This is a genomic window from Methyloceanibacter marginalis (assembly GCF_001723295.1).
Classification (GTDB): domain Bacteria; phylum Pseudomonadota; class Alphaproteobacteria; order Rhizobiales; family Methyloligellaceae; genus Methyloceanibacter; species Methyloceanibacter marginalis.
Window position 1 is genome coordinate 1 of the sequence record NZ_LPWD01000124.1, and the last position, 16,061, is coordinate 16,061.

Consider the following 16,061-nt stretch of genomic DNA (forward strand, 5'->3'; position numbering starts at 1 on the left):
TCGATGACGATGAGCGCGTCGTCCTCGTAGACCACGTCGAGCGGGATCGCTTCGGCGCCGATCGTGGTATCGGCAACGGGCGGCAGGCAAAGTTCGAAGCTCTCGCCCGGTTTGACCCTATATTTCACGTCCTCTATGGTCGCGCCGCTTGAGGCCACTTGGCCATCCCTGATAAGGGCCTGCACCCGCGTGCGGCTCAACTCAGGGAGCATGCCGCTCAAGAACAGGTCGAGCCGCATGTTCGCGTGGCTTTCCTCCGCTTCGGCGGTGAGGCGTTCGACGGGCCGTTGATGTGATTGCGGCATTTCAGGACTCTAGACGATGGCGGTGACGAGCGAGCCTGACAATACGCCCCTGCCGGGCACGGTGTTTACACCGCGCCAGGTGCGCGGCTCAAGATCGCCGTGATCGTCATGGGCACCCTCTTGGTGGGCGGTTTCGCCTTCGTGATGGCGGCTATCGTTTATCAGGCCTCGAAGCTTGGAGATAAGAAAGTGCAGGCCTCGGCCCCCGGCCAGGTTTCCCTCCCGGCTAAGACCTCTGGGCTAGCCCTTCCGCCCGGCGCCACGATTGCCGCCATGGCCCTTGATGGCGACCGGCTGGCCCTCCATCTACAGACCAGTACCGGCCCGGAGATCGCCGTCATCGACGTCACCACCGGCACGGTGCTTTCCCGCATCAGGATCGATGCCGATTAGCCTTGATCGCGATCCAGGCGGCAAGCTATAGCTTCTCGCTCGCGTGGCCCGTTCGTCTAGCGGCCTAGGACGCTGGCCTCTCACGCCGGAAACAGGGGTTCGATTCCCCTACGGGGCGCCAATAAAATCAAGTCTTCGGCGCGCGCGCGACGGTCCGCCGTTCCCCGCCAGTCTCGCGGGCGCGCCTTCCGCATCAGCACTCATCAGTACAAGTTCTTCTTTGCATCCTGGTTCAGGGCGAAATCGATCAGCCGTGAGGGCACCGGCAGCCTGAGCTGGTCGCGGGCGATCTGCCCGAGTGTCGGAAAACCGCCTTTCGAAATGCGCTTGTCCGGATTCCAGAGATCGGAGCGGCGCAGCGCCTTGGAGCAATGAAAGTAGACCTCGCAGGTTTCGATCACGACCACCGTGCGCGGCCGCTTGCCGTCGTGCAGGAAACGCTGCATCAGGTCTTCCCGCCTCGTAATCAACGCGCGCCCGTTGATCCGCAGCATCTCGTTGACGCCCGGCAGGAAGAACAACAGGCCGACGGCGGGCCGATGCAGGATGTTCAAGAGCGTATCGAGCCGGTTGTTGCCCGGCCGGTCCGGGAAGGCGATGTGCGTATCGTCAAGCGCGTGGACGAAGCCGGGCTCTCCGCCGCGCGGCGACACATCGCCGAGGCCGTCCGGCTGGCTCGATCCGATGCAAAAGAACGGCGACAGTTCCAGATAGCGGCGGCTGTGCTTGTCGAGATGGGGAAACGCCTTCTCGCGCACCGGCTTGGCGGGCTGGGCGTAGATGGTCCGAAGCTCTTCTTCGCTCGTGATCGTGTCGGAAGGATCAATCATGCGTCGCCTCGCGATATGTGAGTGCGCGGCAGGACAAGCGCGTCTCCTCGATCAAGATCAGCTAACGTGGACAGCACTTTATTGTCCAATAGCTGGGGACCAGAGCCGCGACCAAATCGCACATCTATTCTTTCGCTGGGATCGCTGAGCGATCCGCCAAACCGCAAGGCGCATGTCGAGCGGGAATAGTTGTCAAACATTGTGCTGCGGTATTGCAATCTGGACCGGGAAAAATTTTCGCTCATCTCGTTCCAAGACATCCACGCACGCAGCAAGACCGCAGAACACGTTCACTTTTGAGCGGTCGCGGAGTCACGAACGCGCATGATGAATGTTCATCAACAATCTTCTTGAACAGAGTTCAGTGCAGTCTCTTGAAACAATCTTCTTGAACAGAGTTCAGTACCGATCGGATCACCCTCCAGCATAGGGTTTAGGCGAGGCTCGTAGACCTAAACTCGAAACAACGTGACTGCCGGGGGGCGAATTTAGTGATTGGGAGTAGGATGGCCGCCATTGCGCGCGGCTTAACTGTGACTGTCCGCGATGCGGTCTTGTTGCTTTTCATGATGGCCTTCACGAGCGCAGGGCTCGTTCAAGCGCAAGAATCGGAGTCTTCACAAGAAGCGCAAGAAGAGCAGACTGCGCAGGGAGTAGCCGGGACGGAGGCTAAGCCTGGCCCCGCCGATACCTTGCCGCCCGTTGAGGTGCTCCAGGAGACTGACGCGGAAGCGGAGCCCAAGCCTGAGGCGGAGCCGGCCGTGGAACCACAGCCGGCGGCAAGGCCGAGACCGATCACCACCACAGCGGTCCCGAAGACGCGGCAAGCCGCCGCCCCGGTGCAAACCGCCGTTACGACTCCCTTACAGCAGCCGGAGCCGGAAGGTGTCGAACGCGCGACAGCCGGCGGCGAGCCGACCGCCTATAGTCCGGTCGAAGGATATGTCGCCACCCGCTCTGCGACCGGCACGAAAACCGACACACCTCTAATCGAGACACCACAGTCGATCTCCGTGATCGGTGTGGAGCAGATGCAGGATCAGGGCGTCCAAACCCTCGACGAGGCCGTTCGATACACACCGGGCGTCTTCGCCGATGGCTTCGGTGTCGATACCCGAAACGACAACGTTATCATTCGTGGCACAGAGGGCTCGATCTTCATCGACGGCTTGTCGACCGGCATTCAGGGCGGCACTTATCAGAATACGATTCCGATCGAGCCTTACGCGCTCGAGCGCATCGAGGTTCTGCGCGGTCCGTCGGCCATGCTGTATGGCGCCACCAGTGCGGGCGGCATCGTCAACGGCATTTCGAAGCGGCCGACACTCGAGCCATTCGCCGAAGCCGGAGTCGACTACGGATCGTTCGATTTTAGACAGCTCAGGGGCGATCTAAGCGGCCCGCTCTTCGAAAATAGCGACTTCTACTATCGCATTACCGGCCTGGGCCGCTTGGCCGACACGCAGGTCGATTATGTCGACAACGACCGCTGGATGCTTCAGCCGTCGATCGCGTATCGTCCTAACGAGGATACCGAGGTCTTGCTGTTGGGTAACTTCCAACGGGACGATAGCGGGTCGACCGCGCAGTTCTTTCCTGTGGAAGGAACGCTCCTCCCCACTACCCAAGGACGCAAGATCCCCCGGGACACGTTCGCAGGCATTCCCACGGATCATTACGACACCGAGAAGGAATCCGGGACGCTGTTGATCGACAAGAAGTTAGACAGCGGGCTGAAATTCCACACGGGCCTGCGCTACACACACACCAACAACGATTACGATTCGACATACCCAGCTGGATTGTCGCCCAACCGGCTAAACATCATCAATGCGCCGTTCGAGGGGTTTCTTGGTGTGCCTCTGGTCACTCCCGACTACGCCCCGTACCTCAACGCCGAGCAAACCGAGTTGGCTCGGCTCAGGTACGTTTCGCAGGTGGATACGCGCGTGTTTTCTTCGGACACGTACCTCACGGTGAATTCGACACAGGCAAGATCCAACACGAGATCACCGGCGGCGGCGACTATATGAGCTTCAGAGAAAGCTCCGCCGACATAAATTTGGTCGACAACCTTCTGACAGCATCGGGAGTCAATCCGGCAGCTATCTCAGCCACCGAAGCTCTCTATCTGGACGGGGCGTTTTCACAAATTTATCCGCTGGTGTATTCGGAAGTTGCAGCCGCATACGGGCCTTTCCTTCCATTCTTTTTGGCCGAAGCGGCCCAGCAAGCGTCGTCTATTACGTCCACCCTTGCGTCAGACTATGTGGCGGGGCTCGGTATCGATCGCAACTTTGTGCTCAACCAAGCCGGATATCCGGGCACGCAGCGCAAATACAATGTCTTCAAGGGCAATCATAAGCGGTCCTCGTACCAGATCGACATCAACGGCTTGCAAGCCGTTGACCCGAAAAAAATCAAACCCACTCCGAACCCCGATCAAGCTCAGTTTCAGACGGGCATCTACATTCAGGATCAGCTGCGCCTTGGAAACTGGATTGGCATTGCCGGTATCCGGCAGGATTGGGTCGACATCGGCTTTAAGGGCTCTCCAGATACTCACGAGCAGGCGACGTCGGGCCGGGCCGCGCTCATGTACGAGTTCGATGCCGGTATTGCACCCTACGTGTCCTGGTCTCAGTCCTTCACGCCTCAACCCGGCCTGATCGTGTCGGATACTCTCTTCGTCAGGACGAATGGCCGGGCAGCGACGCCACGGGAAGGCAATCAAATCGAGGTCGGCGTAAAGATCCAGCCCCGTGGGTCCAGATTCGCCGTGAATCTCGCCGCTTACGAACTCAACGAAGAGAACCTTATTGCGTCGCCGGACACACTTTTTGAGAACCTGATCGGTGCCGCGAGACGGGTGCGGGGTTTCGAATTCGAGGCGATCGGCAATCTGACTGATGAATTGGTGGCGATCGCTTCCTATACCTATACCGACGCGGTGTTCACCGACTATCCCGATCCGCTCGCATACAAGATCGGCACCCAAGACTCGAACATGCCGGAGCATCTTGCTTCTCTGTGGGGCATCTACACGTTCAGCCGCGGATGGCTCGATGGCTTCTCGGTCGGCGCGGGCGTGCGCTATATCGGCGAGGTCACAGACGTGGGCGAGGATCTCCTAACTGGACGGCAATTCTCGGTCACCACGCCTTCCGCCACGCTGTTCGACGCTTCAGTCGGCTATGAAACGGATCACTGGCGGTGGGCCGTGACCGCCCAGAACCTTGAGGACGAGCTCTATCTCGTTTCGTGCGGCGCTTTCACCCTCACCTGCGGCATCGGTCAAGCGCGCACGGTGATCGGCAGCGCGACTTACAAGTTCTGAGAATTTCTCGGGACGCAAGGCTAACGCGCCCACCCGTCACCTGCCGGTGGCGGATGGGCGCCGCCGCGTCTGAAGATCACGGGAGGCGCAGAATGAGTGAAGGGTTTCTGCCATGGGCCTGATCGCCGCAGCCATCGGCCTGCTTGCCGCGGGCGTCGCTCTCCTGAGGTTGAGCTGGCTGCGCAAGCGGCGAGGTGGCCTTAAGGGCGCCGTTCTTGTCGGCTGGCTCGCGATCGTCGCGAGCTTTTTCATTTTTGCGCATGCGTTCGGGGGCGAACGCGGAATTGCCTTCGCCCTGCTTGCCTTCTCGGTCGTGGGACTGGTTGGCGTCACGGCGACCGTTCAGGTCCGGAGGAAGCGCTCCGATTCTCGCGACAGGGCCGCGGAACCGGCTCAGCGTGCGACCAATTGGACCCGGGCGATCGCGAAGAGTTTGCTGGCGATCGTGCTTGCAGGAGCGGCGTCGATCGGTGTGGGCGTTGCATTCGCCGTTGCCATGCCGATGCCGGAAACCGATAAGATGCTTATCGGGGGCCTCATGGTCCCGGTGCTGTGGGGCGGCGGAATGGCTTGGACGCTGTCCGACTCCAAGCTTTTCCGCGCCACGGCGATCCTCCTGATCATATGCGCGGCCGGCTATACGATCGCGTTCCTTCCGAACCTGGTTTCATGACTGACGCATCAACACCAAGTACCCCCCGACAGAAAAAGAACTGGCTCTCGCCGGAATTCGTCCGCGCCATGCTGGCTGGCCACTCGGCGTTAGGCCTGGCCTTTGCCGCGCTCATCTACATTGTCTGCCTGTCGGGAACGCTCGCCGTCTTCGTTCTGGAGTTCAAGCGCTGGGAACAGCCGAACGTACCGCTGGTTTTCGAGGAACCTACGCCGGAAGCCATCGGCAATGCCTTGAACGCGGCTTTCATCGCCGCCAAAGAGCATTCGGAGACGCCAGATCTGTTCGTCGCCTGGGATGGATCTCGTACGCCTCATTTCAACGTGAGCTTCCACGACCATGAGTCAGGCATGGAGCGCGAATGGCTTGCCGATGCCAAAGGCAACATCGTCGAAGAGGTCGAGGCGCCCTGGTCGGAGTTTCTTGCAAGGCTTCACATCAATCTGCACATTCCGCCGACCTATGGCCTGTTTATCGTGGGGCTGACAGGCGTCGCTCTCCTCTCGTCGCTGATCTCGGGGCTGCTGTCGCATCCAAGAATTTTTCGGGATGCCTTTTCCTTTCGAATTGGCGGGTCCCGCCGGCTCCAGGATGCCGATCTGCACAACCGGCTCGGGGTCTGGGGGCTGCCGTTTCATATCGCCGTCTCACTGACCGGCGCCTTGTTAGGCTTGTCGGTGCTGATCATTGGGGTGCTGGCGCTGGCCGCTTATGAGGGCGACTCCGGAAAGGCGTTCGGCGAGCTGATCGGTCCGCAAGCGGGAGAGGATGTCGCGCCTGCGCCGCTGCCCGATCTCAGCGCCATGATCGCGCGCATACGGGCAGACCACGCGGACTCCATCTTCTCGAGCGCCCATGTCGAACATGCCGGAACCGTGGGACAGATGACCCATCTGTCGATGCGGAGCCCGGGACATCTATCCTCTGCCAATCCCTACTATTTCGACGGAACCGGTGAGTTGATCGGCGATGGCGGCCTGGAGTCGGGCTCTATTGGCCAGCAGATTCTCGGCGCCCTTCATCCCATCCATTTCGGCTGGTTCGGCGGCATGACCGTCAAGATCGTCTATGGTCTGCTTGGACTGGCGCTGACGATTGTGACTCACACCGGGGTTACCATCTGGCTGCACCGGCGGCGCGAGAAGGGCAGGCCCACGCCATTCTGGGAGCGTATCTGGGCGGCGCTGGCTTGGAGCCAACCCTTCGCGCTGGCTGCTGCGGCGCTAGTCGCGCTCACGGCTTCGCCCGCTCTGATCCTGCCAAGCTATCTCGTGTGCTTTGGGGCGGCGCTCGGGATCGGCTATCTCTCTCGGGACGAGACCGCGTGCGCCAGAATCCTGCTTCTCTTATCCGGGCTTTCCTTATGCGCGGTCGCGGTGGTGCATATCGCGATGTTCTGGGATCGGGGCATTGCGGACCCAATGGGTTGGATCGTCGATGGGCTCCTCATCGGAGGCGGATTCATCCTGATGGCCGATGTTCTGATCCTGGTTGGCAAGCGCTACATGTCCGGCAAGACGGCGAGAGGCCGTGCGCGCTCCACGCCGTGAGTGCCCGTCACGGTTTGGACGCGCTGATCGATCACGTCACTGCCTGACGGCGCCGTACCCATGGGGTCCGCCCACTTTCAAGGGCCTCCGAATTGGAACGCTTGCAGAAGCGGCTGACTCGCGCCACAATTGTGCGCTGCACAACGAGCCGCGAGCCCCCTTGTCCTTATCCGTTTTCGATAGCGCCGACAGCACGCTGAAGATCCTGGTCATCGACGAGACCCCGATCCGGCGTGCGATCCTGGAATCCGGCCTAAAGGAGGCTGGCTTCGTCAACGTGACTATGCTGGACAGCGCGAGCCATCTCGTGGAGCAGATTTATAAGCTCGATCCGGACGTCATCCTCATCGATTTGGAGAATCCGAGCCGCGATGTCTTGGAGCAAATGTTCCAGGTCTCACGCGCGGTGCGGCGGCCCATCGCCATGTTCGTCGAGCAAAGCGACAAGGCCACCATCGAGGAGGCGATCGACGCGGGCGTCAGCGCCTATATCGTTGACGGACTCAAGAAGGAGCGGGTCAAGCCGATCCTGGAGATGACCGTGTCGCGCTTCAAGGCGTTCGACCGCCTGCGCACCGAGCTCGAGGAGACGAAGAGCGCGCTGAAAGACCGCAAGGTGATCGAGAAGGCCAAGGGCATTTTGATGCGGAGCCGTGACCTGAGCGAGGACGAGGCCTACGGGCTGCTGCGCAAGACGGCCATGGGGCAGGGCAAGCGGCTCGCCGACGTGGCCGAAGGGCTCGTCAGCTCGTTCGAGTTGTTGAAGGAGTAGCGCCCATGCACGAACCGAAGCCGGTCAGACGACATGAGCGCGTGGTGCAGGCGGGATTCATTCCGCTGCTCGATTGCGCGCCGCTGGTCATCGCGCGCGAACGTGGCTTCGACCAGCAGTTTAACTTCTCGTTCCAGCTTCACCGCGAGGTGTCCTGGGCCAATATCCGCGACAAGCTCGACGTGGGCGTGTTCGACTGTGCCCATATGCTCGCGCCCATGCCGATCGCGGCGACTCTCGGACTGGGACGCGCGGCGGAGCCCGTGATCGCGCCCATGTCGCTCAGCCTCAACGGCAACGCCATCACCGTGTCGCAAGCGCTTTACGAAGAGATGCGCGGGGCCGACGAAGGCGCGGTCCGCGCGGGCGGCATGCAAGCGGCCAAGGCGATGGCGCATGTGGTGCGCCGGCGTGACAGGGAAGGCCGCGCGCCGCTGACACTTGGCATGGTCTATCCGTTCTCCTGCCATAACTACGATCTGCGGTTCTGGCTGGCTTCGGCCGGAATCGATCCGGATAACGACGTCAATCTCATCGTCGTGCCGCCACCACTTTTGGCGGAGTCTCTCAAAGCGGGCCGCGTGGACGGCTTCTGCGTAGGTCAGCCGTGGAACAGCGTCGCCGTGGAGCAGGGTCATGGGGTGATCCTCGCGACCAAGAACGAGATGTGGCCCATGAGCCCCGAGAAGGTGCTGGGCGTGCGGGAATCCTGGGCAGGTAAGAACGCGGCGTTGCTCAGCGACGCAATGCGTGCGCTCGCTGCGGCGGGGCAGTGGCTTGACGAGCCTGAGAACCGGCGCGAGGCGGCGCGCATCCTGGCGCAGCCTCAGTATGTGGGTGTGGCCGAGGAGATTCTTCTCAAGCCGCTCACTGGGCATATGAGGCGCGGCGGAGACGAGCCCGAGATTGTCGACACGGACGCCGTGGTGTTTCATCGGCACGCGGCGACCTTTCCGTGGCGATCGCACGCGGTCTGGATCATCACGCAGATGATCCGCTGGGGACAGGTGCGCGAGCCTTTCGACATCCTTGCGCTTGCGGAGCGTGTCTACCGGCCTGACCTCTATCGCGCGGCGCTCGCGGCCTCCGGTATCGACATCCCGGGCAGCGATTACAAAACGGAGGGTGAAGCCGGCGCCTTCTTCGGCGGCGAGACCTTCGATCCGCAAGCCGCCATCGGCCATCTGCGCGCGCTGCCAATCCGGTCCGCCGGCACCGATCTTGAGGCTTTCGCCGAACTCAATCTGTGAGTTTTGACGCGCCCAACTGCCATTGAAACCGGCAGTGCCTGCGTGCAGTGCACAATGATTGCGCACGAGACTCCAGCCCGCGCGAATCGCGATTTAACGTAACACATTGGAAAATAGGACGATCCCGTCCTAGCCCGCTTTGGCACGCTTCTTGACTCTCTAGAGGTGAGCGAAGGAACGACCCTTCCGAACAATTTATCGCGGTCCAACGGCGGATCGCTCCAGGCAACGCTGCCTCGATGACTGACTGCACGCATGCGGTCGGTTTCTCGATGCAGCGTTTTTTGTTTTGCGCGCCCGCAGAGGCGAACGAGGAGATGATGATGTTGGGTTGGACGAAGATGCTGGGGGAGATCGCGAAAGGTTTGGCGGTCTTGTCGACAGTGCTCGGGCTCGCAGCGAGCCCGGCCATGAGCGGTGAACCGGAGAAAGACGTTCTCAAATTCGGTTTCATCAAGCTCACGGATATGGCGCCGCTCGCATCGCCAAAGAGAAGTTCTTCTTCGAGGACGAGGGAGTTCAAGTCGAGCTCGAGGCCCAGGCCAATTGGAAGGTGCTTCTCGACCGGGTCATCACCGGCGAACTCGACGGCGCGCATATGCTGGCGGGCCAGCCGCTCGGCGCCACCATCGGCTACGGCACCAAGGCGGATATCGTCACTGCCTTCTCCATGGACTTGAACGGCAACGCCATCACCGTCTCCAACGGCGTGTTCGAGGAGATGAAGGCGCATATGGAGATGGGGGAGGACGGCAAGCCGAAACATCCGATCTCGGCGGCCGCGCTGAAGCCTGTGGTCGAGCGCTACCGGTCCGAAGGCAAGCCCTTCAACATGGGCATGGTGTTCCCTGTCTCGACGCACAATTACGAGCTGCGCTACTGGCTCGCGGCCGGCGGGCTGCGCCCCGGCTTTTACTCGCCCGAGAACACCGCCGGTCAGATCCAGGCCGATGTGTTGCTTTCAGTGACGCCGCCGCCGCAAATGCCTTCGACCTTGGAGGCGGGCACGATCCTTGGCTATTGCGTGGGAGAGCCATGGAACCAGGCCGCGGTGTTCAAGGGCATCGGCGTTCCTGTCATCACCGATCACGGCATCTGGAAATACAATCCGGAGAAGGTGTTCGGGGTCACGCGCAAATGGGCGGAGGAAAACCCGAACACCCATCTTGCCGTGGTAAAGGCCCTGATCCGCGCCGGTCAGTGGCTGGACGATCCGGCGAACCGCGAAGAGGCGGTCAAGATCCTGTCGCACTCCGCCTATGTCGGCGCGGACGAGGAGGTCATCGCCAACTCGATGACGGGCTCCTTCGAATACGAGAAGGGCGACAAGCGCCCGGCGCCCGAGTTCAACGTCTTCTTCAAGCACTACGCCACTTATCCCTATTACTCCGACGCCATCTGGTACCTGACCCAAATGCGCCGCTGGGGGCAGATCGGCAGCGCCAAGTCTGACGACTGGTACGTGGAGACCGCCAAGGAGGTCTACCGGCCCGACATTTATATGCAGGCCGCGCAGGCCCTGATCGATGACGGCTACGCCAAGAAGGAAGACTTTCCTTTCGGCACGGACGGTTTCAAGGCGCCGACTGCCGAGTTCATCGACGGCATCGAGTACGACGGCAGGAAACCGAACGAGTACCTGTCGAAATTTCCCATTGGCTTGAAGGACGAACAGACCGTCGCTGGCAATCAGGTGGTGGGCGGCTGACGCGCGCCCTGTCCGCTAGCCGCGTCACGAAAAAAGGACTGGATATGACCATTATGGATCACGCCGCAGCGCCGCCTCCGCCGCCCCTGAAAGAGCGGTTGGCGCCGACCTTCGAGCGCCTGGACCGCGCAATGAAACCGCTAGGGTTCGGCTGGCTCGTGCCGATCGCGCGGCTTTCGGTCGGTTACCGGCCGCAACAGCAGGCAAAGGCCATCTGGCACACCCTGATGGTGCCGCTGATCGCCATCGCCGTCTTTCTCGCGCTGTGGGCGATGCTGGCGCCGCGGGTCGTGACCTCGCTCGGCGCCATTCCGGGCCCCGCCGCGGTGGCCGAGCAGGCGGGCGTGCTGTGGCAGGATCATCTGGCGGAGCGCGACAAGGAAGCCGCTTATTACGAGCGGCAGGAGAAGCGCAACGCCGACAAGGTCGCGGCGGACCCGGACGCCCAGGTGAAGTGGCGCAGCTATATCGCCCGTCCCACCTTCATCGATCAGATTTTCACGTCACTGCTGACGGTGTTCACCGGCTTTCTGCTGGCGAGCCTGATCGCCATTCCGCTCGGCGTGCTGTGCGGGCTGTCGAGCACGTTCACGCCGCGCTCAATCCCATCGTGCAGATCTTCAAGCCGGTCTCGCCGCTCGCCTGGCTGCCCATCGTCACCATGGTGGTGTCGGCGGTCTATATCGAGGAATACGCCGGCTTCCCGAAGAGCTTCGTCACCTCGGCGGTGACGGTGACGTTGTGCTCGCTATGGCCAACGCTCATCAACACGGCTATCGGCGTCGCTTCCATCGACCGCGATCTCGTCAATGTCGGCCGCGTTCTGCAACTCTCTTGGTACACGAAAGTGTTCAAGGTCGTGCTGCCCTCCGCGCTGCCATACATCTTCACGGGGCTTCGTCTGTCGCTTGGCGTCGGCTGGATGGTGCTGATCGCCGCGGAGATGCTGGCGCAGAATCCCGGCCTCGGAAAGTTCGTGTGGGATGAGTTCCAGAACGGGTCATCGGACTCGCTCGCCCGCATCATGGTTGCGGTTCTGACCATCGGCATCATCGGCTTCCTGCTCGACCGGCTCATGGTCGCGTTGGAGACCGCCGTCACCCACAGCCCCAGCCGCTAGGAAGCACCTATGTCCATTCTCGAACTCAAGAATGTGCACGCGGGCTACGGCTCGGCTCAAAGCCGCACCGAGGTGCTGAAGGGCATCGATCTACGCGTGGAAGATGGCGAGCTACTCGCCGTGCTCGGATTTTCGGGTACCGGCAAGACCACGCTGATCTCGCTGTTGGCTGGACTGAAGGCGCCGGACAAAGGCGAGGTCTTTTTCAAGGACGCACCGGTGACGGGTCCGGGGCCGGAGCGCGGTGTTGCCTTTCAGAGCTACGCTCTGATGCCGTGGCTCACCGTCGAGGACAATATCGGGCTGGCTGTAGGCGCCGTTCACGCCAAGGCGTCGCGCGCCGAGCGCAAGGCACTCACCGAGAAGTATATGGGCATGGTCGGCCTCACCCATGCGCGGGACCGTCGTCCGGCCGAGCTCTCCGGCGGCATGCGGCAGCGCGTGTCGGTGGCGCGCGCACTCGCCATGCAGCCCGAGGTGCTGTTGCTCGACGAGCCGCTTTCGGCCCTCGACGCACTGACCCGCGCCAAGCTCCAGGACGAGTTTGCCGAGATCCGCGCCGAGACCGACGCCACGATGGTGCTGATCACCAACGACGTGGATGAGGCGATCTTCCTCGCCGATCGCATCGTGCCGCTCAATCCCGACGGCACGCTTGGCCCCGACTATCGCGTGGCGCTGCCGCGTCCGCGCAATCGCGTCGCGCTCAATCACGACGAGACCTATCACCGCCTGCGCGGTGACATCACGAAATATCTGATGGAAGCGGGTGAGATGCGCAAAGCGCGGGTGACGGTGGCCTCATTCTGCCGAATGTGGTGCCGTTCTTCGCCAAGCAAGCACAGGCAGACGAGGCGTTGCCGGCGGCCTACGTAAAGGCCGCTGCGGATACGAAGCGCGAGGACCGCTATCTCGACTTCAGCCTGATCTCCAAGACGTATCCCACGCCGAACGGTCCGCTGACCGTGGTCGACGGCTTCGACCTCAAAATGAAGAAAGGCGAGTTCGTCTCGCTGATCGGTCACTCCGGCTGCGGAAAGTCCACGGTGCTGTCGATGGCCGCCGGACTCCAGGATGTGAGTCTGGGTGCCGTCATCCTCGACAATCGCCAGGTGCATGAGGCCGGCCCCGACCGCGCCGTTGTATTCCAGGCGCCGTCGCTCGTGCCGTGGCTTACCGCCGAGCAGAACGTGGCCCTTGGTGTCGACCGCGTCTATCCGGATGCCAGCCGCGCCGAACGCCAAGACGTGGTGCACTATTATCTGAACCGCGTCGGTCTCGGCGATGCTGTGAAAAAATACGCGGCCGAGCTGTCGAACGGCATGAAGCAGCGCGTTGGCTTGGCGCGCGCCTCGGCACTCTCTCCGAAATTGCTGCTGCTCGATGAGCCGTTCGGCATGCTGGACAGCCTGACGCGGTGGGCGCTGCAGGAAGTCCTGATGGAAGTGTGGACCCGCACGGAGGTCACCGCGGTCTGTGTCACGCACGACGTGGACGAAGCGATTCTGCTCGCCGATCGGGTGGTGATGATGACGAACGGGCCTAACGCGAGGGTCGGCCGCATCGTGGAGATCGACATACCGCGGCCGCGCACGCGCCAGGCGTTGCTCGACCATCCCCGCTATTATGAATATCGCGAGGCAATCCTCGGCTTCCTCGACGAGTTCGAGCACGGTGCGGTCGGCAAGACGGAGACAGCCAAAGCGGGGCACGGCAAAGCGCTCGAGGCCGCCGCATGAGCGAGCCACTCGTCATCGTCGGAAATGGCATGGCAACCGCGCGGTTCGTCGACGAGCTGACGAAGCGTGCGCCGGGGCGGTACGCCATTGCGGTGATCGGGGAGGAGCCGGCGCTCGCCTATAATCGCGTGCTGCTGTCCTCCCTGCTCGCCGGTGAGGTGGCCGAACAGGATATCGAGCTCAAGTCCCGCGGCTGGTGGGAGTCAAAAGGCGTCACGCTCGTCTATGGGCGCCGCGCCACCCGTGTCGATGCGCGTGCGCGTCAGGTGCATCTCGAAGGGGGCGGTTGTCTCGACTTCTCGAAGCTTGTGCTGGCGACAGGCTCCGAACCCATCCGCTTGCCGCTTCCAGGTGTCGAGCTTTGCGGCGTTCTGACCTTCCGCGACTTGCAGGATGTGGGAGACATCATGCGCGGGGCGGCCCCAAAAAAACGCGCCGTGGTCATCGGCGGCGGCTTGCTTGGCCTCGAGGCAGCCTATGGCCTGGCGAAAGCCGGTGCCCAGGTGACCGTGGTGCACCTCATTGACCGGCTTATGGAGCGGCAGCTCGATGCGCGTGGCGGCGCGATGCTGAAAGCCGCGCTCGAAGCGCGCGGCATCGAGGTTCTGCTGGAGGCGGAAAGCGCGGCCATCGAGGGCCAAGACAAGGTGGAGGGGCTTCGCCTTTCCGACGGCCGCGTTCTGCCGGCCGACCTGATCGTCATGGCCGCTGGCATTCGCCCCCGCGCCGAGCTTGCCCGGATGGCAGAGCTCGACGTCAAGCGTGGCATTGTGGTCGACGATCAGATGCAGACCAGCGCGCCCGGCATCTACGCGCTAGGGGAGTGCGCCGAGCATCGCGGTCTTTGTTACGGCCTGGTCGAACCGGCCTATGAGCAGGCGCGGGTCCTCGCGCTGCATCTCGCCGGCGCGGCCGCGGCCTACGAAGGGTCGCTGCTTGCCACCAATCTCAAAGTGTCCGGTGTCGATGTGTTCTCCGCCGGCGACTTCTGGGAACCCGGTACTGAACCCATTCTGTTCACCGATCCGGAGCAGGGCATCTATCGCAAGCTTATCGTGAGGGAGACGCGGCTTGCCGGCGCGGTGCTGCTCGGCGATACGGCGGACTCTCTTTGGTATCTCGACCTCATTCGTTCCGGCACATCGATCGCTGTCATGCGCGATGCGCTGGTCTTCGGCCGCGCGTTCTGCGGATGCGGGGAGGACGCGCCGGCCATGCCGCAAGCGGAGGCCGCATGACCGCCGCCGACGCCAAGGAAAAGCCGGACGCGAAGTTCTCCGGCGAGCAGAAGAGCTATCTCGAAGGCCTGATCTCCGGCGTTCAGGCAAAGCGTGCGGCACAAGGCTTGAAGCCGTTGGGTGAGGGGGGCGGCGCGGGCGAGCCGGTGGGCCCGGACGCGGCGCATCTTAAGGCCCAGACCAAGACCGAGGCGTCAGGCAAGAAGCTCGTGGACCCGGAGAAGTGGAAGCGGGAAGAGCACCCCTTCGATGCCTATAGCCGTCTCAACGAACAGGCCGCGAAGAACGAGTTTCCGAAGCCGCCGGATAATTTCCGCTGGCGCTATTACGGCCTGTTCTATGTGGCGCCCAACCAGGACTCTTATATGTGCCGCTTGCGCATCCCGAACGGGATCCTGAGCGCGGCACAGTTCGAAGGCGTGGCGCGAATCGCGGAAGACTTCGGCGGCGGCTATGCCCATGTGACCACGCGCGCCAATCTGCAGATCCGCGAGATCGCCGCCGCCAATGCGATCAACGTCATCGAGGGCATCCAGGATCTCGGGCTCACGTCGCGCGGCTCGGGCGCGGACAATATCCGCAACGTCACCGGCACGCCGACCGCGGGCATCGACCCCCAAGAGCTGCTGGATACGCGGCCTTACGCGCGGAGCTGGCATTTCCATGTGCTGAACGATCGCTCGCTCACGGGTCTGCCGCGCAAGTTCAATGTCGCCTTCGACGGCGCGGGGCAGGTCGCGGCACTGGAAGAGACCAACGATATCGGCTTCTCCGCGGTTGAGGTGGCCGAGGGGGCGGTCGTGCCGGCGGGCCTCTATTTCCGCCTCGTGCTTGGCGGCATCACAGGCCATCGCGACCTCGCCCGCGACACCGGCGTGGTGCTGCCGCCGGCCGACGCCACGAAAGTCGCCGATGCCATCGTGCGCGTGTTCGTGGATAGCGGCGACCGCACCAATCGCAACAAGGCGCGCCTCAAATACGTACTCGACGCGTGGGGCTTCGACACGTTCCTCGCCGCGGTCGAGGAGAAGCTTGGCCGCAAGCTCGATCGCGTGACGCGGCGCATGTGAAACCGCGCGCCCAAGCGGATCGCATGGCCCATCTCGGCGTGCATCCCCAAAAGCAGGACGGGCTGAATTGGATCGG

At 62.4% G+C, this 16,061-nt stretch carries 14 protein-coding genes, 1 tRNA gene and 2 pseudogenes; 15 read left to right on the top strand and 2 right to left on the bottom strand.

From position 1 onward, the window contains the following. On the bottom strand, positions 1 to 305 hold a 305-nt coding region (locus AUC71_RS05620), incomplete at its 3' end, for a S4 domain-containing protein (protein ID WP_280139284.1). A 108-nt stretch (positions 306 to 413) separates the two neighbouring features. On the opposite strand from AUC71_RS05620, the gene AUC71_RS05625 reads away from it, so the two are divergent. Together AUC71_RS05625 and AUC71_RS05630 are read left to right on the top strand one after the other, a co-directional pair. Next, positions 414 to 698 carry a hypothetical protein gene (locus AUC71_RS05625; protein WP_141701476.1) on the top strand — a complete coding sequence of 95 codons (285 nt, stop codon included), beginning with the start codon at positions 414 to 416 and terminating at the stop codon, positions 696 to 698. Between the two features lie 45 nt (positions 699 to 743). Beyond that, a tRNA-Glu gene (locus tag AUC71_RS05630) sits at positions 744 to 819 on the top strand. An 82-nt stretch (positions 820 to 901) separates the two neighbouring features. Here AUC71_RS05630 and AUC71_RS05635 read toward each other — a convergent pair. After that, positions 902 to 1,528, bottom strand: a complete 627-nt coding sequence (locus AUC71_RS05635) for a pyridoxamine 5'-phosphate oxidase family protein (protein ID WP_069623481.1) — start codon at positions 1,526 to 1,528, stop codon at positions 902 to 904. 506 nt (positions 1,529 to 2,034) lie between these two features. On the opposite strand from AUC71_RS05635, the gene AUC71_RS21850 reads away from it, so the two are divergent. The 13 genes and pseudogenes from AUC71_RS21850 to AUC71_RS05690 form a co-directional block, all read left to right on the top strand. Continuing rightward, complete coding sequence (locus tag AUC71_RS21850) at positions 2,035 to 3,561, top strand: TonB-dependent siderophore receptor (RefSeq protein WP_069623482.1); 1,527 nt, start codon at positions 2,035 to 2,037, stop codon at positions 3,559 to 3,561. 29 nt (positions 3,562 to 3,590) lie between these two features. Then, entirely contained in the window at positions 3,591 to 4,865 is a 1,275-nt protein-coding gene (locus tag AUC71_RS05645) for a TonB-dependent siderophore receptor (RefSeq protein WP_204376646.1), read from the top strand. 112 nt (positions 4,866 to 4,977) lie between these two features. Next, a complete protein-coding gene (locus AUC71_RS05650; RefSeq protein ID WP_069623484.1) occupies positions 4,978 to 5,538 on the top strand; it encodes a hypothetical protein in 561 nt (186 codons plus the stop codon). Positions 5,539 to 5,606: 68 nt separating this feature from the next. Beyond that, positions 5,607 to 7,088 carry a PepSY-associated TM helix domain-containing protein gene (locus AUC71_RS05655; protein WP_244500820.1) on the top strand — a complete coding sequence of 494 codons (1,482 nt, stop codon included), beginning with the start codon at positions 5,607 to 5,609 and terminating at the stop codon, positions 7,086 to 7,088. Between the two features lie 160 nt (positions 7,089 to 7,248). Beyond that, complete coding sequence (locus AUC71_RS05660) at positions 7,249 to 7,860, top strand: ANTAR domain-containing response regulator (protein ID WP_069623486.1); 612 nt, start codon at positions 7,249 to 7,251, stop codon at positions 7,858 to 7,860. 5 nt (positions 7,861 to 7,865) lie between these two features. Then, positions 7,866 to 9,110: a CmpA/NrtA family ABC transporter substrate-binding protein gene (locus tag AUC71_RS05665; RefSeq protein ID WP_069623487.1), complete on the top strand. Its 1,245-nt coding sequence runs from the start codon at positions 7,866 to 7,868 to the stop codon at positions 9,108 to 9,110. Positions 9,111 to 9,520: 410 nt separating this feature from the next. Further along, a pseudogene (locus tag AUC71_RS05670) lies at positions 9,521 to 10,818 on the top strand (CmpA/NrtA family ABC transporter substrate-binding protein). Positions 10,819 to 10,862: 44 nt separating this feature from the next. After that, positions 10,863 to 11,549, top strand: a complete 687-nt coding sequence (locus AUC71_RS22200; RefSeq protein ID WP_342021800.1) for a hypothetical protein — start codon at positions 10,863 to 10,865, stop codon at positions 11,547 to 11,549. Further along, positions 11,471 to 11,938 (top strand): ABC transporter permease, encoded by a 468-nt coding sequence (locus AUC71_RS22205; RefSeq protein ID WP_342021801.1) that lies wholly within the window; start codon positions 11,471 to 11,473, stop codon positions 11,936 to 11,938. The genes AUC71_RS22200 and AUC71_RS22205 overlap by 79 nt, the downstream gene beginning before the upstream one ends. A gap of 9 nt (positions 11,939 to 11,947) precedes the next feature. Further along, the gene (locus AUC71_RS22210; RefSeq protein WP_204376647.1) at positions 11,948 to 12,814 is read left to right on the top strand and encodes an ATP-binding cassette domain-containing protein; all 867 of its coding nucleotides are present in this window, start codon (positions 11,948 to 11,950) and stop codon (positions 12,812 to 12,814) included. Further along, complete coding sequence (locus AUC71_RS22215) at positions 12,754 to 13,677, top strand: ABC transporter ATP-binding protein (RefSeq protein WP_204376648.1); 924 nt, start codon at positions 12,754 to 12,756, stop codon at positions 13,675 to 13,677. The genes AUC71_RS22210 and AUC71_RS22215 overlap by 61 nt, the downstream gene beginning before the upstream one ends. After that, a complete protein-coding gene (locus tag AUC71_RS05685) occupies positions 13,674 to 14,915 on the top strand; it encodes an NAD(P)/FAD-dependent oxidoreductase (RefSeq protein WP_069623488.1) in 1,242 nt (413 codons plus the stop codon). The genes AUC71_RS22215 and AUC71_RS05685 overlap by 4 nt, the downstream gene beginning before the upstream one ends. Further along, a pseudogene (locus AUC71_RS05690) lies at positions 14,912 to 16,061 on the top strand (NirA family protein); the annotation flags it as partial. The gene AUC71_RS05685 and the pseudogene AUC71_RS05690, both read left to right, overlap by 4 nt.

Coding starts and splice junctions, on each gene's coding strand:
- AUC71_RS05625 (WP_141701476.1), top strand. CDS start 414: ATGGGCACCCTCTTGGTGGGCGGTTTCGCCTTCGTGATGGCGGCTATC.
- AUC71_RS05635 (WP_069623481.1), bottom strand. CDS start 1,528: ATGATTGATCCTTCCGACACGATCACGAGCGAAGAAGAGCTTCGGACC.
- AUC71_RS21850 (WP_069623482.1), top strand. CDS start 2,035: ATGGCCGCCATTGCGCGCGGCTTAACTGTGACTGTCCGCGATGCGGTC.
- AUC71_RS05650 (WP_069623484.1), top strand. CDS start 4,978: ATGGGCCTGATCGCCGCAGCCATCGGCCTGCTTGCCGCGGGCGTCGCT.
- AUC71_RS05655 (WP_244500820.1), top strand. CDS start 5,607: ATGCTGGCTGGCCACTCGGCGTTAGGCCTGGCCTTTGCCGCGCTCATC.
- AUC71_RS05665 (WP_069623487.1), top strand. CDS start 7,866: ATGCACGAACCGAAGCCGGTCAGACGACATGAGCGCGTGGTGCAGGCG.
- AUC71_RS22200 (WP_342021800.1), top strand. CDS start 10,863: ATGACCATTATGGATCACGCCGCAGCGCCGCCTCCGCCGCCCCTGAAA.
- AUC71_RS22210 (WP_204376647.1), top strand. CDS start 11,948: ATGTCCATTCTCGAACTCAAGAATGTGCACGCGGGCTACGGCTCGGCT.
- AUC71_RS05685 (WP_069623488.1), top strand. CDS start 13,674: ATGAGCGAGCCACTCGTCATCGTCGGAAATGGCATGGCAACCGCGCGG.